20 protein-coding genes and 1 tRNA gene are annotated in these 19,073 nt (G+C 34.2%); 15 read left to right on the top strand and 6 right to left on the bottom strand.

Features of this window, described 5'->3' with window-relative positions:
- The 3 genes from BBI01_RS11555 to BBI01_RS11545 all read right to left on the bottom strand — a co-directional run.
- Positions 1-362 (bottom strand): phage tail-like protein (locus BBI01_RS11555; RefSeq protein ID WP_498365969.1); only part of this gene is annotated, 362 nt, incomplete at its 3' end.
- A 265-nt stretch (positions 363-627) separates the two neighbouring features.
- Positions 628-1,350, bottom strand: a complete 723-nt coding sequence (locus BBI01_RS11550) for a hypothetical protein (RefSeq protein ID WP_065394798.1) — start codon at positions 1,348-1,350, stop codon at positions 628-630.
- 87 nt (positions 1,351-1,437) lie between these two features.
- Complete coding sequence (locus tag BBI01_RS11545; RefSeq protein WP_065394797.1) at positions 1,438-2,319, bottom strand: cupin-like domain-containing protein; 882 nt, start codon at positions 2,317-2,319, stop codon at positions 1,438-1,440.
- Between the two features lie 296 nt (positions 2,320-2,615).
- Here BBI01_RS11545 and putP point away from each other — a divergent pair, with 296 nt between their 5' ends.
- The 4 genes from putP to BBI01_RS11525 all read left to right on the top strand — a co-directional run bounded on the left by putP (position 2,616) and on the right by BBI01_RS11525 (position 6,989).
- Positions 2,616-4,112 carry a sodium/proline symporter PutP gene (gene putP, locus BBI01_RS11540; RefSeq protein WP_065394796.1) on the top strand — a complete coding sequence of 499 codons (1,497 nt, stop codon included), beginning with the start codon at positions 2,616-2,618 and terminating at the stop codon, positions 4,110-4,112.
- A gap of 213 nt (positions 4,113-4,325) precedes the next feature.
- On the top strand, positions 4,326-5,438 hold the full coding sequence (locus BBI01_RS11535) for a hypothetical protein (RefSeq protein WP_065394795.1): 1,113 nt from the start codon (positions 4,326-4,328) through the stop codon (positions 5,436-5,438).
- 17 nt (positions 5,439-5,455) lie between these two features.
- Positions 5,456-6,367 carry a hypothetical protein gene (locus BBI01_RS11530; RefSeq protein WP_065394794.1) on the top strand — a complete coding sequence of 304 codons (912 nt, stop codon included), beginning with the start codon at positions 5,456-5,458 and terminating at the stop codon, positions 6,365-6,367.
- Positions 6,354-6,989: an ABC transporter ATP-binding protein gene (locus BBI01_RS11525; protein WP_065394793.1), complete on the top strand. Its 636-nt coding sequence runs from the start codon at positions 6,354-6,356 to the stop codon at positions 6,987-6,989. The genes BBI01_RS11530 and BBI01_RS11525 overlap by 14 nt, the downstream gene beginning before the upstream one ends.
- 1 nt (position 6,990) lies before the next feature.
- Here the strand turns inward: BBI01_RS11525 and BBI01_RS11520 are convergent, their stop codons facing one another.
- On the bottom strand, positions 6,991-8,136 hold the full coding sequence (locus BBI01_RS11520; protein WP_065394792.1) for an MFS transporter: 1,146 nt from the start codon (positions 8,134-8,136) through the stop codon (positions 6,991-6,993).
- Positions 8,137-8,239: 103 nt separating this feature from the next.
- Between BBI01_RS11520 and BBI01_RS11515 the strand changes: the two genes are divergently transcribed.
- The 4 genes from BBI01_RS11515 to BBI01_RS11500 all read left to right on the top strand — a co-directional run bounded on the left by BBI01_RS11515 (position 8,240) and on the right by BBI01_RS11500 (position 10,840).
- On the top strand, positions 8,240-8,596 hold the full coding sequence (locus BBI01_RS11515) for a winged helix-turn-helix transcriptional regulator (RefSeq protein ID WP_065394791.1): 357 nt from the start codon (positions 8,240-8,242) through the stop codon (positions 8,594-8,596).
- 68 nt (positions 8,597-8,664) lie between these two features.
- On the top strand, positions 8,665-9,663 hold the full coding sequence (locus tag BBI01_RS11510; protein ID WP_065394790.1) for an MsnO8 family LLM class oxidoreductase: 999 nt from the start codon (positions 8,665-8,667) through the stop codon (positions 9,661-9,663).
- A 66-nt stretch (positions 9,664-9,729) separates the two neighbouring features.
- Positions 9,730-10,287: an AAA family ATPase gene (locus tag BBI01_RS11505; RefSeq protein ID WP_065394789.1), complete on the top strand. Its 558-nt coding sequence runs from the start codon at positions 9,730-9,732 to the stop codon at positions 10,285-10,287.
- Positions 10,280-10,840 (top strand): DUF6624 domain-containing protein, encoded by a 561-nt coding sequence (locus BBI01_RS11500; protein WP_065394788.1) that lies wholly within the window; start codon positions 10,280-10,282, stop codon positions 10,838-10,840. Before BBI01_RS11505 ends, BBI01_RS11500 begins: the two co-directional genes overlap by 8 nt.
- A 69-nt stretch (positions 10,841-10,909) precedes the next feature.
- Here BBI01_RS11500 and BBI01_RS11495 read toward each other — a convergent pair whose 3' ends face one another.
- Positions 10,910-11,248 carry a nuclear transport factor 2 family protein gene (locus BBI01_RS11495; protein ID WP_065394787.1) on the bottom strand — a complete coding sequence of 113 codons (339 nt, stop codon included), beginning with the start codon at positions 11,246-11,248 and terminating at the stop codon, positions 10,910-10,912.
- A gap of 96 nt (positions 11,249-11,344) precedes the next feature.
- Entirely contained in the window at positions 11,345-12,481 is a 1,137-nt protein-coding gene (locus BBI01_RS11490) for a tetratricopeptide repeat protein (protein ID WP_065394786.1), read from the bottom strand.
- Positions 12,482-12,652: 171 nt separating this feature from the next.
- Between BBI01_RS11490 and BBI01_RS11485 the strand changes: the two genes are divergently transcribed.
- The 7 genes from BBI01_RS11485 to gnd all read left to right on the top strand — a co-directional run bounded on the left by BBI01_RS11485 (position 12,653) and on the right by gnd (position 19,071).
- Positions 12,653-13,156: a DinB family protein gene (locus BBI01_RS11485; protein ID WP_065394785.1), complete on the top strand. Its 504-nt coding sequence runs from the start codon at positions 12,653-12,655 to the stop codon at positions 13,154-13,156.
- 81 nt (positions 13,157-13,237) lie between these two features.
- A complete protein-coding gene (locus BBI01_RS11480; RefSeq protein WP_065394784.1) occupies positions 13,238-15,022 on the top strand; it encodes a S41 family peptidase in 1,785 nt (594 codons plus the stop codon).
- Positions 15,023-15,328: 306 nt separating this feature from the next.
- A complete protein-coding gene (gene tssD / locus BBI01_RS11475) occupies positions 15,329-15,742 on the top strand; it encodes a type VI secretion system tube protein TssD (protein WP_065394783.1) in 414 nt (137 codons plus the stop codon).
- A 211-nt stretch (positions 15,743-15,953) separates the two neighbouring features.
- Positions 15,954-16,310 carry an immunity 51 family protein gene (locus tag BBI01_RS11470; RefSeq protein ID WP_065394847.1) on the top strand — a complete coding sequence of 119 codons (357 nt, stop codon included), beginning with the start codon at positions 15,954-15,956 and terminating at the stop codon, positions 16,308-16,310.
- 64 nt (positions 16,311-16,374) lie between these two features.
- Complete coding sequence (locus BBI01_RS11465; protein WP_065394782.1) at positions 16,375-16,869, top strand: hypothetical protein; 495 nt, start codon at positions 16,375-16,377, stop codon at positions 16,867-16,869.
- Positions 16,870-17,167: 298 nt separating this feature from the next.
- A tRNA-Ser gene (locus BBI01_RS11455) sits at positions 17,168-17,252 on the top strand.
- 421 nt (positions 17,253-17,673) lie between these two features.
- Positions 17,674-19,071, top strand: coding sequence for an NADP-dependent phosphogluconate dehydrogenase (gene gnd, locus BBI01_RS11450; protein WP_065394780.1), 1,398 nt, complete (start codon positions 17,674-17,676; stop codon positions 19,069-19,071).
- Positions 19,072-19,073 lie beyond the last annotated feature (2 nt).

Below are 19,073 nucleotides of genomic sequence, written 5' to 3'. Positions count from 1 at the left end.
GCCACACCTGTTCCTCCTTGTACCAGCCAGGGTTGTTGTTTGTAAAATTTATTCCAAAGATTTCCATCAAAGTAATAGTATCCAACAGAGTCTATGTTGGCTGTTGCACCGGAACCTGTGGAACCTGCAAGGTCGTTTACATACAATATAGTACCTGTTTGCGCAGCTGTATATACTGTAGATTTTGCATTAAGATTTGCTAAAGAAATTCTAGGTGCTATAAGCCCGTCAACAGCAGAGGTGCTGGTTTCTTTTCCTTTTACATCTAAAGTTGCGGCAGGAGTCTCGGTTCCTACACCCACCTGACCAAAAGCATTCACAGCAAAAAGGATTAATCCTAAAGTCAAAAAATTGTATTTCATAAAATGTGTAATTTATTTTCACAATATTAAGAATACCTTGGTTTTTGAGAGGAAAAATATAGTCTACTATTTGTATACAGAAGCGTTACTATATGTGTACATTTGTAAATGTGTATTTTCTTTAAGTTGTTGTATTTTAGTTATTTGATGTTTTTTTTATTGTTTGAAGTATTAATTTTAACGTAAAAAATGAAGACTGTCTATGATATTTTAAAGAAGAGAATAAGGATAGTTTTAGCTTAAAGCAGTAAACTTTTGAAGTATATTATATAAAACCTCTTGCATAGTAAACTTGTATAATGAAAAACAATAAAGTAAAGAACCAGACAACATAGGGATGATAGCGAAAATTTTCTTTGAGAATGTAATGAAGTGCTTTGAATAATTTTATCAATCCTATAACACCCAGAATCATAAATACAATAAAAATAATGAAAAAAATATAATCCCTTACACTATAATCTCCAGATGCAGTAAGCTTATCAATGTGATCTAAATAAGATTGCACGTTCACTGTCTGGCCCAAAAACATAGCAGAAAGAATGATAATAAAGAATGGAGTAGAAGTGTATACGGTAGTATAAATAAAAGAAAATAGTAATGTTCTAAAAGTTATTGTATTTACTTTTTCTTTTTTGTACCCCAGTAATAAGATACTGAAAACTACAGCCGTGAAATTATTCATCAGAAAGATAAACAAGGCTTTTTCTACCATGCTTAACCCCTTAATTTTTGAAATAAAACTTTGCTCCCCGCTGTAATCCATTAAGAGAACGGAAACAATTACAGAAGTATATACAGAAAGCTTGATAGGAGAAAGGTAATCATGAAAACGATCTGTTTCTTCCTTTTCCATTTCATGAACGGATAGATCATAACAACGTTTTGGATCCTGAAACAGTTTAAAAATTGTAACAGGAACCAGTAAAATTTCAATAATAATCTGCAGACAAAGCTTCTCAAAGCTATCAATTAGTTTTTCGAACATACACCGGGAATTAAGGGAACAGGTTTACTATGCAATTTAAATAATTTTTAGATTGCATAGATCATAAAACCGGTGAATTAGAGAGGTTTATCTCGGAAGTCCTTTCTTTAAAGCAATATTGGCATTTTCGACTGCTTTCCTTTCCTTCCAGTCCATATATCTTTTTTTGTACCTGCCCTTCATGAAATTGTCAAAATTACGCTGAACAGCAAGGTTCCAAAGAGAGTGAGCTTTTACCGCCCAGCTTTTATCCCAGGCACGAAGAGAAATAGAGAATGAACCATCAAGATATTTCATCCAATGCCACCATCCCGTAGGCATAAATAGGGTGTCTCCATGTTCAAGGAAACATTCAATCCCTTCAATACCATCTAATGCCGGGAACTTCTCGAAATCAGGATTGGAAATATCATAGTCTTCCAGGGCATAAGTTGCGTAAGGAAGCTTATATAGGCGTGTTTTCCATTTGTATTCAAAAAGAAGGACATGCTTTCTTCCGTTGAAGTGCGTATGGAAAATATGAGGCATATCAATATCATAATGAAGAAAGGTTACAGAACCTTTTCCCCCAAAGAACATACTTGGATACTTATCAAGGAAGCCACCCATCAGGTTTTTAGGCGGGATATAATCATCCAGAAGTTTTGGAGCAAATTTAATAGGGTCAAAGAAAAATATTCTAAGATCAGTAGGCTCACGTTGAATAAGGTCTACATAATCTTTGAAAGGCATTTTGGTAGTCGGAGTGTTGATCGGTGCTGCAGGATCAGCTTTGGAACTGTCATATAAAGGCACTTCCACATCACCCACAACTTCTTTCATGTACTCCATTGTCCATTTTTGATAAGCAGGCCACTTTCTTGCCATATTTTTGATTACCACTGGCTTACATGGCTTTAGATATTTTTCACAGAATTCTTCTTGTGAAATATCATCTACAATATCAATAGGTTTAAGGAGTATTCCCATTCGCTTCAATTATTAGGCTAAAATATTAAATATTTATGAGAATAAATGTAAATAGTGTCGTTTATTTGGAATTATTATAAATAATTTTAAAAATCGCAGTATGATTGCTTTTGATGATATAATGGGAAGCTGGTTCAATGTACTACACATGCTGGTTAAGTGTTGATTTAATTTTATTTGTCTTTTTAGTTGAAAAATTGTAATTGTTTTTGTGTTTTGCTTTAAAATTATCATGAAATAAAGCCTGTTTCATTTTTCAAAAAATAGCTATATTCGGGCTTCATAAAAAAAATTATATGCAAGTATACGAAGGGATTTCTGTGGGGTTGTATCTGTTGTTAATGATAGGTATAGGCGTATATTCTTATAGAAAATCGACAAGCAATTCAGAAGAGTTTTTAATTGGAGGAAGGAAAATGGGTGCTGCGGTTACCGCCCTTTCTGCAGGAGCTGCAGATATGAGCGGCTGGTTACTGATGGGGGTTCCGGGGGCGATGTACCTGTCCGGGATTTCCAGTTCATGGATCGCGATAGGTTTAACGATCGGGGCATTTCTTAATTATATTATTGTGGCGCCTAGGCTCAGAATTTATACTGAAGTAGCCCAAAACGCAATTACTTTACCTGTATTTTTCGAGAACAGGTTTAAAAACAAAAATCATATTCTGAAGATCACATCTTCTATTTTTATTCTGGTATTTTTCACACTTTACACTTCTGCGGGAATGGTATCCGGTGGGAAATTGTTTGAATCTGCTTTTGGAATGGATTACACTGTAGGACTGTTGCTGACAAGTCTTGTGGTAGTGTTGTACACATTCTTAGGAGGATTTCTTGCGGTGAGTCTTACCGATTTTGTGCAGGGCACCATTATGGTGTTGGCATTGGTGATTGTTCCTATTGTGGCAATTACCCAGATTGGAGGAGTGGGAGAAACTATTTCATTGATTGAAGCTAAAGATCCTAAATATCTGGATCTGTTCAGAGGAACAACTACTGTGAGCATTGTGTCTTTACTTGCTTGGGGATTAGGATATTGTGGTCAGCCACATATTTTGGTACGTTTCATGGCTATTGATAAGCCGAAAGACCTTGTAAAGGCAAGAAGAATTGGGATAACATGGATGATTTTTACCGTTGCCGGAGCTTTGGCTATTGGTTTGGTAGGAATTGCTTATCTGCAAAAATTTGATGTAGAAACCATGATGAAATTTGATGGATCAAAGACGGAAGCTGAAACTATTTTCATTTATTTCTCCCGTATATTATTCCATCCGTTTATTGCAGGATTCTTACTTACTGCTATTCTTGCAGCTGTAATGAGCACTATTTCTTCTCAGTTATTGGTTACATCAAGTTCTTTAACAGAAGATATTTATAAAGCTTTTCTGAATAAAAAAGCAACCTCAAAACAATTATTGATTGCCAGCAGAGTTTCCGTATTATTGGTAGCAGTGATTGCCGTTCTTTTATCATTAGATCCAAAAGATAGTATTCTTAATCTTGTTGGGAATGCATGGGCAGGTTTCGGTTCAGCATTCGGTCCGTTGATTCTTTTATCTCTTTTATGGAAAAAAACAACGTGGCAGGGAGGTTTTGCAGGAATGCTGGTAGGTGGTATTACTGTATTGGCTTGGGTATATCTTGATCACCCATTAAAACATTGGTATGAGATTATTCCAGGGTTTACGCTTTCTTTATTGACAAATATTGTTGTTTCATCACTGACTTATAAACCAGATACCGTGATTGAAAGTGAATTTGATGAGGTTCAAAAAATAATGCAGGAATAATTCTGTTATTTAAACTGATCAGCATAAAAAACAAACCCTTGCCAACAGCAAGGGTTTTGTATTATAAAGAACTATACAAATATGATGATAACCAAAGGTCTTGATCTCCGTTTTTTGCGGTTATTTTTCTAACCGTATTCCAAAATATCATCACGAAAGTTTTCCGTGGTTTTGAATAGTTTTTAATTATCTTTAAATATTCAGAAGCATCAAATGAAAAAAATACTGCTTATCATCGGAGCTGTCCTCTTGTTGGCTGTTGTTTTTCTTTACAATTTTGGCGGGTTAGATGTTTATTTGCTTAATAAAATGAATACTTCCAAGTTACCTGAGAAATATAAAAGCTATAAAGATATTAATACTACAGATCACATCACTTTCGGGCATCATGAAATAAAGCTGATGTGGAATAGCTATGAAACAATACAGCATTTTATAAGTTCTGATGGAAATGTAATTATAGTGACCAGTGAAATCCCTAAGGACAGAAATCAGAAAGAAATAGAAACGGATGGGGAAATGGGAAGTACCCGTTTTTATATAGATTATCATTTTTATAAGCTGGATAAAGATGGAAATATTATAGACCAATATACTTATAAAGCTACACGGGAGAACTGGAAAGAATTGCTGTTCGGTGATTTTATCGTGAATTACGAAAAGAAATATTATAAAACCTGGATAAAAGACGGTGATACATTACGCAAACCTATGATTATTCTGAATGAAGATCTGAAATGGGGAGAAGATGAGCAAGTCAACTTATATCATAAAATCATTGAGGAAGCGGATGGGTATTTAAGAGATAGTAAAAGCGGTTCGGAAGGAATTATCACCTATTATATGAACGGAAAATGGTATCAATTTTTCACCAATACTAAAGCTTTGAAAAACGGATATTTCTCAGATAGAAATCCAGGATATAATAACAGTCTTTTCGGAAAACAATCTTTTAGCGAAAGAGAGCTGCAGCCCAATCGCTATCCGAACATCATGCCGGTGTATTTCCAAAGAAAAGAATTGGATAAATTTACTTCCAGCGCATCAGGAGGAGCTATATCCTCAACTTCAAAGACCTGGACAGGAGATTTATATTTTCAGCTTATGATAAAAGGAGATACCTTAAAATTTAAAGAAGAAATGTCATTTAAAGAAGATTTTCCTACCGAAAAATTTTATAATACTAAAGGTGAGAATATCAGCAAACTAAAGGCAGAGATTGAAAAACAATATTTCCCTTATTTTTATTTTGAAGATAAAAATCTTAACTTTCAGCTCTTTACGACGCGACAGAGCAAACTGTATATGATAAAACCGATTAAATAAAAGAGAATCAGTAACTTTTGGAAAAACTAATAAACCACTTTCAATTCAGATTCAGACAGTGTTTTAGACTATTGAACCTGAATCCCAGGCGCAGTGTTCCTGTTTTAATCGTCCTTGGTGCTTTAATCGCTGTTAAATTACCTGAAAACTATTACTATCCCGGGATGTTTTTTGGACTCATCATTTTGTTTCATTATGAAAGAAAAGACATTCCTTTTCTAAAGAAGGTTTTTGTACAAAGCTGGAGATGGGTTGTTGTATTGGAAGCAACAATGATATATAGTGCTTTACTGCTGGGAAATATCAATTATACGATTGAAAAAATAGGACTAGGGCTTTATGCTTTAATGGTTTTATTCGCATTTATCTCTCCGAGAACACAGCCGAGAGCTACCTTACAATGGAATTTTATTCCTGATAATTTATTTGAATGGAAAGGCTTTCTGCGGAAGAACAGCTGGATGGGCATCATTGGTTTTGTAATCGTCCTGCTTTCATCCTATCATCCGGCAACACTGATTCTGGCAGGAGTTTTTGTACTGGATTATATCTCTCATATCTATGAACCTCATGAGAATAAAGAAATGCTCGAAATGTATTTCAAAAAGTACACTTTAAAGGAAAAAATACGAAAAAATTCCCTGTTTTTTAATATTCTGCTTTTGCCGGTTTACTGTTCTTTTTTGATTTTAAATCCTTATGAAAGCTTTTATATATTGTATTATTTTGCTTTTATGAACCTTTATTTCCTGCTGATCCTTACCAGAAAATATAAAAATTATAACCATAAAAATAAAAACGGTGATTACGGTATCGGAGTATATCTGGAATATTTTGTATGTTGTATGACCATTATTCCTGCTGTTTTAATACTGAGATCAAGTATGAAGGCAGCCAATCATAATATAAGAACTTATGTTGGAGATTAAAAATGTAAATGTTGAGTTTAAAAATCAAAAAGTATTAAACGACCTGAATCTGTCTATAGAAGAAGGATGTATCTTAGGAGTCCTTGGGAAAAATGGAGCTGGAAAGACTACTTTATTTGAATCTGTATATCAAACCGTAAAATTTTCAGGAAACATAAAATGGAAGAATGAGCGGCTACAACGAAGACAGATCTCTTATCTTGAAACGGAAAACTACTTTTATCCTTATATCACCGGAGAAGAATATCTTGCTTATTTCTCATCCAATAAGGAAAGCGAAATTTCGGAAATTATTAAAAAATTCAACCTTCCACTGAAAAAATATGTACAATATTACTCCAGTGGAATGAAGAAAAAACTTGCCCTTATCGGTATGCTGATGCTGGATAAACCGATTAATATTCTGGATGAACCGTTCAATGGAGTAGACTTTGAAGGTGTTCATATTCTTTACGATATCATAGGACAGCTAAAATCTGAAAACAAAGTAGTAATCATAAGTTCACATATCATTGAAACTCTTTTTCATACTTGTGACAAAATTGCTTTACTGCAAAATGGAAAGATCGAAAAGGTTTATAATAAAGAAGATTTCAGCCAGTTGAATACCCTTAAGTTTTAGATCAGGAGTCTTTCAATATCTTTTTGATGAATAGAAAAATCATAGCGAATGTCATAAGAATAATACTGGACCAGATGATATTTTCAATGCCATAATGGGAAATCCAGAATCCCCCGGATAAAGTTCCTGCCGTCACTGCAAAATTTCCGCATGAAGTAAAAATACTGTTGATAAACTCTGAGGAATCAGGCACAGAAGAAGTGACATTGATATTACTGATCAGGAAACCTCCGGAGTGAATCAGTCCCCAGAATCCGATGATCCAGACCATAGGAACAAAAAAGTTTCCATAATAATGGATCAGTATGTGAACAAGGGACAATAGAATAAGGAAAAGAAAAGTGGTTTGAAAAGGAAAAGGACTCATATATTTCCCTGCAATTTTATTCCCGACAATTCCTATTGTTCCAAACATAAAGAGCATGATACTGATCTGCTTACCGTTCATCTGTGTTACACTTTTCAGGAAGTCTGCCATGTATCCATAAGTAGAATACATCGCTGCAATGGTAAAAAATGCAATGAATAAATTGATCCATAGATGCTTACTGTTGAAAATTTTAGTAGTAAACGTTATATGAGATTCATTGTTTTGCTCCATGGATGGAAGTAGAAACTGAACTCCCATGAATGCTATGATATTGATGAAAGCAGTAAGCAAAAAAGAGGATTGCCAGGAAAACAGATCAGACATCAATGTAGCCAATGGAACACCTAAAACAGTAGCTAGGGTAAGCCCTGAAAAAATGATGCTTACAGCTTTGGATTTATTTTCTGAATTTGAGGTCTTTTCAGCAATAGATAAAGCTATTGACCAGTAAACAGGATGAAAAAATGCGGGAATTATTCGGACAATTAATAATAAATAAAAGTTTGAAATGTAAGCAGAAAGAATATTGGCAACTGCAAAAATAAGTAAAGAGACAACCAATAATTTTTTTCTTTTGAATGATGATAATACCATCAGCATAAAAGGACCAAAAACTGCTACAATCAATGCAAAAGCACTCAGTAACCAACCTGCTTTTTCAATGGAAATATGGAATGCAGATGCAATTTCCGGCAATACACCAATCACTCCAAACTCTGTAGTCGTAATTCCAAATACTCCCAGAGCAAGCACATAAAGATTTCTTTTCGATTTCATAATTTTTTGTGCAAATTTGCAAAATGAACTATCGGAAAGCTATATACTTACCTTTTAGTTCTATACTTACCTTTTTGAAAGTGTAACTTGAAAAACGATTATTATGCCTCAATTTTTCCATGATAAAAGATTGTATTATACACCTATTGAATTTGCTTTAAGTCACATTGGCGGAACCTGGAAAATGCCAATTCTTTGGAGATTACAGGAGAAACCGCTTCGCTTTAGTGAACTGAAAAAAGACATTCCCCATATCACGGATAAAATGCTGACGAGCCAGCTTAGAGAATTGGAAAGTAAAGAAATGATCCATCGTGAAGTATATCCTGTAGTTCCGCCGAAAGTAGAATACAGCCTTACCGAAAAAGGGAAAAAATCTATTCCTGTTATAGAAACGATAATGAAGTTCGGATACGATCTGATTCAAGAGGAAGGTATAGTTTTTCCACCCAAAGAATAATATCAGGTTATATAAAAGCTTTTTCATACCTTCACAATACCGTTGATTCACCATTTTATTTCAACAGTATGAAACTGAAATTAGGTATATTAGACCAATCTCCCGTTAGTCATAGTGACTCTTCCGCAGCATCGGCATTAGTAAATAGTATTAATCTTGCTTTATTTGCAGAAGAAGCAGGTTTTCACAGTATTATGTATTCTGAACATCATGGAGTAATGGCATATGGAAGCTCAAGCCCTGAACTTCTGGCAGCCATTGTTTTAAGTAAAACGAAAAGAATAAAAGTAGGAACAGCAGGAATTATGATGAGGAATTATTCCGCTTATAAGATCGCTGAATGGGCAAAACTATTGGCAACATTATATACTGAACGTTTTATGCTAGGATTGGGAAAAGCTCCCGGAGGATTGAAAGACGCTGTAATGGCATTGAATAATCATAAACCGGTTACTTTATCTAATCTGGAAACAAAACTGGAAGAAATTATTCAATACATCAGGGAAGAAAAAGGAATATATGAAGGGCTTATTGCACAGCCAACTCAAATAAAAAATCTACCGGAAATTCTTTGGCTGGGATCAGGAATGACTTCTGCAAATGAAGCTGCGAATCATGGTGTAGGATACTCTTTTGCCGCTTTCATGAATAGTGATAATGGAAGGGATGTTACAGAAAACTATCTCAAAGAATTTGATGAAACGAAATATGCTTCAAAACCTTCTCTACAGGTTGCTGTTGCCGTATCTGTTGCTGAAAACTCAGAACAGGCAAAGAGAAATGCGTATGGGATGGCATATCAGTTTTTGCAGTCACGACAATTGGTGAGTCCGGAACCTGTTTTATCCGCTGACATGATTGAACAGAGAATATTGGGAACCAAAGATGAGGAAGAATTTTTTACTGTTTTGGACCGAATTATTTGGGGAAATTCCCAATCTGTTTTTCATCAGTTACAAATGGTTTCAGAAAGATATCAAACGGACGATATTCTTTTATTATGCAATATGTACAGGGAAGAAGACCGCTTGAATACCTATAAAAATCTTATCGAAAATAATAAATAATTCCACATAAAATCTGAGAAATATTTTTTCATGTGGAACGCGCAGATGCAAAATGATTGAATTCCAATGAAACAGAAAAACTCAAAACTCTATATCCTTACGGGAGGACCAGGGGCGGGGAAAACTTCCTTGCTGAATGAACTTAATAAAAAAGGATTTATGACAGTTCCTGAAGAAGGCAGAAGAATTATCAAAGAACAGATCAGCATTAAAGGTGACGCTTTGCCATGGATTAATAAAAAAAGATTTGCAGATCTGATGTTTGAAGCATCTGTGAATTCTTTTCTGAAAATAGATAAACTTGAAGAGCAACCCGTTTTCTTTGATAGAGGAATATTGGATACCATTGGCTATCTTAAACTGGAGAATATTCCTGTTCCCGATGAAATGAAAACAAAAGCCGATACAATGAAATATCATAACAATGTTTTTATCCTTCCGCCCTGGAAAGAAATTTATGAAAATGATCTGGAAAGAAAGCAAACAATTGAAGTTGCCCAAGCTACCTTTGATTGCATGAATGAAACTTATCTGGAGTATGGCTATAACCTTATTGAAGTTCCAAAAATTTCTATAAAACAAAGAGCAGAATTTATCCTTAATATTATTGGAAATCATGAATAATGCATTTGAAAAAGAATTAATACATCTTGCCGATTATGATTTACAGGTAAGAGAAAAGCTTGCATCTGAAGGAAAACTTTCAGGAGGTTATCATCCCGAAATGGAAAGCGTTCATAAAACCAATGCAAAACGACTTCGGGAAATTATCCTAGAGATTGGCTTTCCTACTATATCAAAAGTAGGCAAAAAAGCTAGTGATGCCGCCTGGCTTATTGTTCAGCATTCTATTGGCGAACCGGAATTTATGAAGAATTGTTATCAAATGATGGAAGAAAACAGTCATGATATTAATCTGACCAATAAAGCTTACTTATATGACCGTATTCAGGTATTTCAAGGGAAGCCTCAGAAGTACGGAACACAGCTCACTGCAGATGGAATTCCTTATCCGGTAGAAAACAAAAAGAATTTAAATAACGACCGAAAAAAAGCAGGGCTTCCTCAATTATCAATGCTTGATATTAATAAAATCCCAGAAATAGAAGAAATTCTAACAATAGATGGAAAAGATAAAGAGTATCTTATTTGGAGAAAGAAAGCAGGGTGGCTTTAAAACTTATAATATAAAACAAAAACGGGACAAAGCCCCGTTATATACTTTTAAATTCGTTAGAAACAATTTTTACTGATCATTCAGTAAAGGTCTTGGGTCAAACAGTACTTTTAAAGATCGTATTTTACCATCCATAACATGATACCATCCTGATGATAAAATAGTTTTCTTCCCCATGTCGATATTATACCAGAAGCACACATCTTCCCCGGAGGTAAAAGTTTTGATGATCTGATATTTAAATTTCATCTGCTTCATGTCTTGTATGTACACTGAAGCGCCTTCTCTGGTTCCCATTACCCCTATAAATTTAAAATCTGGATCAAGACAGCTTTCTGCCTTATCAAAGTCTTCCTCATTTAAATATTGGATAAACTGTTCTGCGATGTTTGAATTTGTATTGCTCATATTTTTATTTTATAAAAACAAAGTTAAAGAGTCTGTAGAAGTTATATTTGTGATTATAGTCACAAAAACAGTAGTACATCTTTTTCATCAAATAATTTATTTTCCCAGGGCTGCAATTCTATCTTTAGCATATGTAATCTGTATCTTTTCCTTTTCCTGATTCGGATTGTTTTTCAGGTATAATTGATAATAGGTCACCGCATTTTTAGGCTGTTTCAGGTTCAGATCATAAAGAAGTCCTAAACGATAATAAATAATATTGCTGTTCCCAAAGGTTAATCCTTTCTTATAAGCTGTCATCGCATCATTATATTGATTTTTGGATTCATAAATTCCTGCTAATGCAGCATAATAAAGGGTTGTATGCTTAGAAATTGCGTGATCAATTGTTTTTTGAGCATAAATTTCAGCGTTATTATAATCTTTCAATTCTGTATAGCTTAGGGTCATGTAGTAGAGAATACCTTCATTTTCTATCCCTAACTCCTCAAGCATTTTATAAAGATCAATACATCTTTTATAATCTTTAAGATAAAAATAGGCTTGTCCCAGATCATTTATCACATTAGCATCAGCATTAATTTTTAGGAGCTTTTCCCCAGTTTCCACAACTTCAACATATTTACCCAAAAGATTGGCAATAGGTAACTGAGCCTGTTGCAATGTGAAATTCTCAGTATCGGCAGTAATAGCAGTTTTCAATACATCATATGCAGATTGATATTGTTTAAGACCATTGTAAACCATTGATAAATCATAGGCGACATCAGGGTCGGTTGCATTCAGTATATTGGCTTTTTTAAGATAATTCAATTTAGCTTCAGGAGTTTCGGCATAGGCAGCCAGTTGTTTATAGGCACTGAAATTTACACTATCCTGTTGAATAATCTGTTGTAAATAAGATTTGGCATTTGCTACATTTCCCCGTCTGGAATTAATACTTGCAAGACTGAACAAAATAGGAAGATCATTGGGCTGAATGGTATTGGCTTTCAGGTAACTTTTTTCAGCTTCCGGAAGCTTTCCAGCCATCATATTACAATAAGCGATCTGTGTAAGGGCTTTTAGATCCTGTGTGTCTTCAGGATAAATGCTTTGGAGATATTTCGCTGCGTCTGAATAATGTTGAGTTTCATAATAACCCAAAAGTTTCTCCGTATCAATTTTATTGGTTTGAGCACTCAGGATTATAAAATTTAATCCAATAAGTGGCATAGCAAGCCATTTTTTCATCGTTATCGTTTTTTTTAACTAAAATATCGGATATTTAATAAGTCTGCAAGTTTTCCCGTTACTTATTGGGAATTTTAACAGTTTTCGTATTATATCAATGTGTATGCTTCCTTATTTTATATTTAAAATATGGATTTTTTATATATTTATTAGACTAAAAAGCAAATAAATATGGAAATCACTTCTGTGAAATCATTCATTGATTATTATGAAAAAATCCGGGCAAGAACGAATCGGCTTATCGCAATTGTACCACCTGAGCATATTAATTTTACCTATAAACCTGGAAAATTTACAATAGGAGATCAGATCCGGCATATTGCAACTATTGAACGATATATGTATGGAGAAACCATTTCAGGAAGACAGAGTGCCTATCCGGGATGTGGAAAAGAATTTGCAGAGACTTATGAAGATGTTGTCTCTTTTTTCAATGAAATGCACAGACAGTCTATTGAAATTATCAGTAACCTTTCAGATGATGACCTTAACCGTAGATGTCTGACCCCAGCCAATAATGAAATCTCAATTTGGAAATGGCTGAGAGCAATGGTAGAACACGAAATTCATCACAGAGCAGAATTATATATTTATCTTAATCTTCTCGATGTGAAAACACCACAGATTTTCGGGTTTTCAGCAGAAGAAGTTCAGAAATTGAGTATTAATCTGTAAAGTTTTTAATTAATTAAAGGTTTTTAAAGAATAAAATCAAATACGGTTAATTTGTATATTTAGCCTTTCAAAAAAATAACAATGACCAAACTCTTTATCATCCCTTTATTATTGCTGATAAACACTGCATATGCACAATCGAATCTGGAACTAAAACCCGGAGACACCATTAAGTATTCACCTCAATCTAAAAAACCAACATGGATTTCCGTTCAGTCAAAAAATGCTAATCTCGCAGTATCTATATTTCAGGATGGAAAAAAAATAAAAGAACAGGATGATTCTAGAGGAATAAACAGTATTGAACGTCTTTATTACACCCCCGAAAAAGGAAAAAAATATGAATTCAGGATTTGGGCAAAATCCTACCTTCAGAAAAGTAAAACTGCAGGAGTATCTATCACAGAGTCCAGAAACCTTCCCATTTTGGAAGATCATCTTACTTCAGAAAAATTTGTTGAAGATCTGCATACTTTTCGCTCTATCAGAGAAGCTGCGAATTCAGGATTGTATGTTTACAGAAGTAAGCAGCAGATAGACAGTATTTATCAGAAAGCTGAAGAAGAAGCAAGAAACTGTAACAATATCTTTGATTTCTACAAAGTGATTGCCAAGGTTACAGGATTTGAGGGAAGTTGTCACAATTATACAGATCTTCCCAATCATGCATCTTATTATTTTACCCAAAAACCTGAATATCTGCCCATCACTTTAAAAAATATTGACGGACGTTTATTACAGGATTCAAAAGAGGTTAAGATTCCGCTTGCAGCAGAAATTTTATCCATTAACGGAATTCCAGCAAAAGAAATGATCGAACGTTTTGCAAAATATTATTTCTCGGATGGCTATTCCATGCCCTATAAAGAGACGACAGGTTTTGAAAGAGGAATGCTCGACAAGTTTTATATAGAATTCGGGACCCATAAAAACTATGATATCAGTTATAAATTGAACAATAAAGTTTATCAGGTAAACTTACCGGGAATAGAGCTGGAAGATTTTAAAAAACTTCAGGATTCACGACATTCTCTTGTGGCAGACAAAAAACTTCTGGCAGAAAAATACAGCTTTACTAAGGAAGGTGAAAATATCTATCGCTTATCAGTAAGAGGTTTTGATTTTGCTACAGGTAAAGAAGATCCTGCTTATAAGAAGTTCAGTGTTTTTCTTGATCAAATGATGGATACTCTTGAAAAAGAAAAAATTAACAATCTGATCATCGATTTAAGAGGAAATACAGGCGGAACAGGAGCTCTTTATGAAAAAGTATTCTCTTATCTTACTCAGAGACCTTTCCGTGATAGTCATTATGCTTACACAAAATTTAATGAGGTTCCTATGGATGAGAAACTTGTTATTACCAATCTTTTTCTTTCCAATGGAGTTACTGATAAAACAGGATTGAATGCTTACCTCAAACAGCTGTATCCAAAACAGGTTCAAGGGAAATATTATTGGGGTGATGATAAGAATCCTTCAATTTTGCCTAACGAAAGAACATTTAAAGGGCAGCTTTATTTACTGGTAGACCAGCGCGTAGCATCTGCGGCATCACATCTGGCATCATTAATTAAATCTTATACCAACGCGATTGTTATCGGGAAAGAAACTGTGGGAGGGTATTATGAACATAACGGACATCTCCCTTTAGTATATGAACTGCCAAATACTGGAATTCAGACTGGGTTTTCCATTGTTCACGTCATTCAGGATGCAAAAATTCTTGCAGACCAGAAAAGAGGGCAGGGGATTATGCCTCATATGAAGATACAGCAAACCGATCAGGAGTTTTTGGAAGGGACAGATGTTTATCTGAAAAAAGTCTTTGAAATACAGAAACAGAATAACAAAGTACAACAATAGCAAAATAGGAAAGTCACAAATTAATCATTTGTGGCTTTTTTTTAACTCTTTTTTACAATATTTCTCACATTTGTGTAAAAAACAGGTCCTTTTATTTTTGATTTTATTTTAAATTATTTAATTGAATTTCAGTTTTTTATTGGTTCGTTTTTAAGTGTTGTTAAAGTAGAGTTATTGCTAAAAGTCGTAGAACTACTACAAATTTTCAGATTGATGCTTAAAAATTTTTTGAATATAAATAACCGCTTTATATTTGTTATACAATCACACAATTACAAATATTATTAACGATTAAAATTTACGATCATGGCAGAAAGAAATTCAAGAGGAATCTTAAAATTCAACGGAGGAGAAGGACAAAAATTATTAAAGCTTAATTACAGCGTAGCAAGATCTACAGACGTTTCTGGACGTGTAGCATCAGATCCTTCCAATGCATTAATCAAGATTACTGTAGAAGCTACTGAAAAATCCGACATCCTTGAAAGCTTACTGAACGGAAAGTATAAACCTACAAAAGGAGAAGTTACCTTCAACAAATCTCATGAAGAAGGTACATTGATCACATTGAACTGGGAAAATGGCTATGTAATTCAGCATGAAGTGGAATTTGATGCTATTGACAGTAACAGTATGCTGATCAGCTTTATTATCAGTGCGGAAAGAATAGATTACGGAAATTCAGGCTATTACGGATTATGGCCAAACGCAGCAAGCTAGTATTAATCATTTGGTAACAAAATAGTATTGATGCAGAATAGCTGAACTTATAGGTGATGCTATTCTGTTTTCACTCTGATCATTGCACTTTTAAAAACTTGACGGTTATATTTAATCTGATTTCTGAAGTTTTTACTTCGGAAGTATATCTTGTATGCTCTCGCAAAGAGATCAGATATGGTGGAAATGCACTTTAAAGAACTTGAACAAAATGGATATTAATCAATTAAAAGAGACAATAAGCCCTTTTTTCTGGGTAGAACATAATAATAGCTTTTCAGTTTGTCTGAATGTGGGAAGTTATAAGCAGGAAATTTTTGATGTCAGAGCTGACGATGGCTTTGAAGGAAATGGCTACGACTGGGATTCTCTTGCGCATGTTTTTCTGGAAGAAAAAAGACCGGATTTAACTAACAGTATTCGTTTTGATCCGGAAGGAAGTATGTTTTGTGCTTATTCTTCTGATGGAGTACAATTGAAAGAATTTATTTTGGATTTTAAAAAAGCATGCGAAAATGAAGTATTGATCAACGACCTGTTCTCAAGAGCAGAACTTGATGGATTGTAAAAATCAATATAAAACTAAAGGTTTTTACAGTATTTAGAATTTTAACCCAATTTATCAAATTACTATGAAAAAAATATTTTCTGAGCTTAAGGGCTTTGTTATATACAGTCCAGAGCTTCTTGCAAAATACCTTCAGGAACATAATCTGCCAGGCAATAATATTTTGAAATATTTTGTTGAAAACGAACACGGTGACGAAATAACAAAGTCAGGAATTGCTATTCCGCTTATTGGAGTAGAGGAAGATTATTATTCTTTCTGTATTTCTACCAATGGAGATCATGTTTTGGGGAATGGGGAAGTGGCTGTTCAGTCTGATGGCTGGATATATCAGACCACAAATAATGAGTTAAAAGTTGTAGGGATCGGATATTTGAAAGATATATCTACCATTACTGATGAAAACAGCATTCAACTTAGATTGGAAAACGGATGGTCTTCATTAAAAATTCTGGCAGGGATTAAAAATGGAGAAAGAGTATTTGAACTCCATACCCATAAAGAGGAAACAAGACCTAATTTTAGCGGTGATGTAACCACGACTTATTATTATAACTAATAATTATGCATAGCATATATAAGTTGTAAATGGGATTTATATTCCTTTTTTTGAAAAAAATAGAACGTCATAAAAAACTGATATTTTGTATAATTATAAAATAGTTGTTGTTTTGATGTTGTAAAAAGTTTGATTTTCAGTTGATTTATCGGTGGAAATAACTTTTTTAAATCAGCTTTATAGTTGTGATAATACCTTAAAATACTGGGGAAACTATTTTTTTTCAAAAAATGTTTTGTTGGTGTTGAAAAAGTTTATATATTTGCACCACTGAAAACGACGGTATAGTCGCACTTCAGGAGAGTTGGCAGAGTGGTCGATTGCGGCAGTCTTGAAAACTGTTGACTGTAACAGGTCCGGGGGTTCGAATCCCTCACTCTCCGCTAAGAGGGTCTTCAAAAGAAGATCCTCTTTTTTTGTATATAAGCAATATTTTTTAAGGATTCAGTGACAAAGCAAACATTGTTGTAATAAAGAAAATTATTCTAGGGATAGATAAATTAATAACTCTTTTAAAATATAATAAAGAAAGCTTTGAAGGTTATAAAAAAACATTATTACAACCCTTTTCATTTTTTTAGCTGTGGTATTGTGAAACCATTGATTAAAAGAAACTTCCAGCCTCCAGCTTCCTTCTTCCAGCCGCAATCCATCTATTGATTATATAAATATCTCTTTTTTTATCTTAAACATTCCGAAAATAAGAGTTAATTTTAATCAAGTATTTTAAACACGGAATAACTGTTGTTTAATTGCTGGGAGTACATAATATAAATAGACATTCATAAAAATTTTTTAAAAAAAATGATTACATACAACTTTGGTATAGTAGGCTTAGGCGTTATGGGGCGGAATTTATTGCTTAATATGGCTGATAACGGATATGCAGTTGCAGGCTTAGACCTAGACCAGGAAAAGGCAGATTCATTACAGGCGGAAGCGCAAAAAGAGCATCAGATTTATGCTACTGTTCAGCCTGAAGCATTTGTAAAATCTCTTGAACAGCCCAGAGCTATTATGCTACTCGTTCCGGCAGGAGCTCCTGTAGACGGAGCCATACAAACCTTGCTTCCTTTTCTGGATGAAGGAGATATTATCATTGATGGTGGAAATACCTATTTTACAGATACTGACAGAAGATATAAAGAACTTTCGTCTAAAGGAATTCATTTTTTTGGGATGGGAATATCAGGAGGTGAAAGTGGCGCGAGAAGAGGACCTAGCATGATGCCTGGTGGTGATAAAATAGCTTATGAACGTTTGCGTCCAATTTTTGAAGCCATTGCTGCTAAAGTAGATGGAGAACCTTGTGTAGAGTTCTTAGGGAACGGATCTGCCGGAAACTACGTTAAAATGGTACACAATGGAATAGAGTATGGAATTATGCAGCTTATCGCAGAAACTTATGATATCATGAAGAATGTTTATCATTTGGATCATGAAACGATACAGCAATCATTTGAACAGTGGAATAAAGAAGAGTTAAACTCTTTCCTTATTGAAATTACAGCAAATATTCTGAAACAAAAAGAAGGCGATAAATATCTGGTAGACCTGATTTCAGATTGGGCAAAATCCAAAGGAACAGGAAAATGGACTTCGCAAAATGCCATGGATCTACAGGTTCCCGTACCTGTAATTGATGCAGCTGTAAATATGAGAGACATATCCAAATATAAACCCGAAAGAATCCAGGCTTCAAAATTATTGACGTGGAATAATGATCAAAATATCAATAATGTCAATTTGGAGGAACTTAAACAAGGTCTTTACTTTGCTATTATAACAACATATGCTCAGGGATTAGCTCAGCTTAAAGTAGCTTCAGAGACTTATGGCTATGAGCTGCATTTGGAAACAGTATGTAAAATCTGGAGAGGTGGCTGTATTATCAGAGCGACTTTACTGGAAGATTTTAGAAAAGCATTTGCCTTACAACCTGATTTACCAAACATATTGCTTGATCAATATATTGCAGAAAAACTGAATTCAGCACAAGGCAGTATCCGCTCGGTTCTTAAAGATGCAATTCAAAATGGAACTCCTGCTTCTGCCTGGATGAATGCGTTATCTTATTTTGATGCTTACCGTACGGAAAATTTACCAACCAATCTTATTCAGGCTCAACGTGATTTCTTTGGGGCACACACTTACGAAAGAATTGATAAAGAAGGAGTTTTTCATACCCGTTGGGAATCATAAAA

The sequence above is a fragment of the Chryseobacterium artocarpi genome, assembly GCF_001684975.1.
GTDB classification, from domain to species: Bacteria; Bacteroidota; Bacteroidia; order Flavobacteriales; family Weeksellaceae; genus Chryseobacterium; species Chryseobacterium artocarpi.
This window is presented reverse-complemented; position numbering and strand designations above follow the sequence as displayed.

Excerpts from the sequence above, each read along its gene's own strand:
- BBI01_RS11550 (WP_065394798.1), bottom strand. The coding sequence starts at position 1,350 with ATGTTCGAAAAACTAATTGATAGCTTTGAGAAGCTTTGTCTGCAGATT.
- BBI01_RS11545 (WP_065394797.1), bottom strand. The coding sequence starts at position 2,319 with ATGGGAATACTCCTTAAACCTATTGATATTGTAGATGATATTTCACAA.
- putP (WP_065394796.1), top strand. The coding sequence starts at position 2,616 with ATGCAAGTATACGAAGGGATTTCTGTGGGGTTGTATCTGTTGTTAATG.
- BBI01_RS11535 (WP_065394795.1), top strand. The coding sequence starts at position 4,326 with ATGAAAAAAATACTGCTTATCATCGGAGCTGTCCTCTTGTTGGCTGTT.
- BBI01_RS11525 (WP_065394793.1), top strand. The coding sequence starts at position 6,354 with ATGTTGGAGATTAAAAATGTAAATGTTGAGTTTAAAAATCAAAAAGTA.
- BBI01_RS11520 (WP_065394792.1), bottom strand. The coding sequence starts at position 8,136 with ATGAAATCGAAAAGAAATCTTTATGTGCTTGCTCTGGGAGTATTTGGA.
- BBI01_RS11515 (WP_065394791.1), top strand. The coding sequence starts at position 8,240 with ATGCCTCAATTTTTCCATGATAAAAGATTGTATTATACACCTATTGAA.
- BBI01_RS11510 (WP_065394790.1), top strand. The coding sequence starts at position 8,665 with ATGAAACTGAAATTAGGTATATTAGACCAATCTCCCGTTAGTCATAGT.
- BBI01_RS11505 (WP_065394789.1), top strand. The coding sequence starts at position 9,730 with ATGAAACAGAAAAACTCAAAACTCTATATCCTTACGGGAGGACCAGGG.
- BBI01_RS11500 (WP_065394788.1), top strand. The coding sequence starts at position 10,280 with ATGAATAATGCATTTGAAAAAGAATTAATACATCTTGCCGATTATGAT.
- BBI01_RS11495 (WP_065394787.1), bottom strand. The coding sequence starts at position 11,248 with ATGAGCAATACAAATTCAAACATCGCAGAACAGTTTATCCAATATTTA.
- BBI01_RS11490 (WP_065394786.1), bottom strand. The coding sequence starts at position 12,481 with ATGAAAAAATGGCTTGCTATGCCACTTATTGGATTAAATTTTATAATC.
- BBI01_RS11485 (WP_065394785.1), top strand. The coding sequence starts at position 12,653 with ATGGAAATCACTTCTGTGAAATCATTCATTGATTATTATGAAAAAATC.
- BBI01_RS11480 (WP_065394784.1), top strand. The coding sequence starts at position 13,238 with ATGACCAAACTCTTTATCATCCCTTTATTATTGCTGATAAACACTGCA.
- tssD (WP_065394783.1), top strand. The coding sequence starts at position 15,329 with ATGGCAGAAAGAAATTCAAGAGGAATCTTAAAATTCAACGGAGGAGAA.
- BBI01_RS11470 (WP_065394847.1), top strand. The coding sequence starts at position 15,954 with ATGGATATTAATCAATTAAAAGAGACAATAAGCCCTTTTTTCTGGGTA.
- BBI01_RS11465 (WP_065394782.1), top strand. The coding sequence starts at position 16,375 with ATGAAAAAAATATTTTCTGAGCTTAAGGGCTTTGTTATATACAGTCCA.
- gnd (WP_065394780.1), top strand. The coding sequence starts at position 17,674 with ATGATTACATACAACTTTGGTATAGTAGGCTTAGGCGTTATGGGGCGG.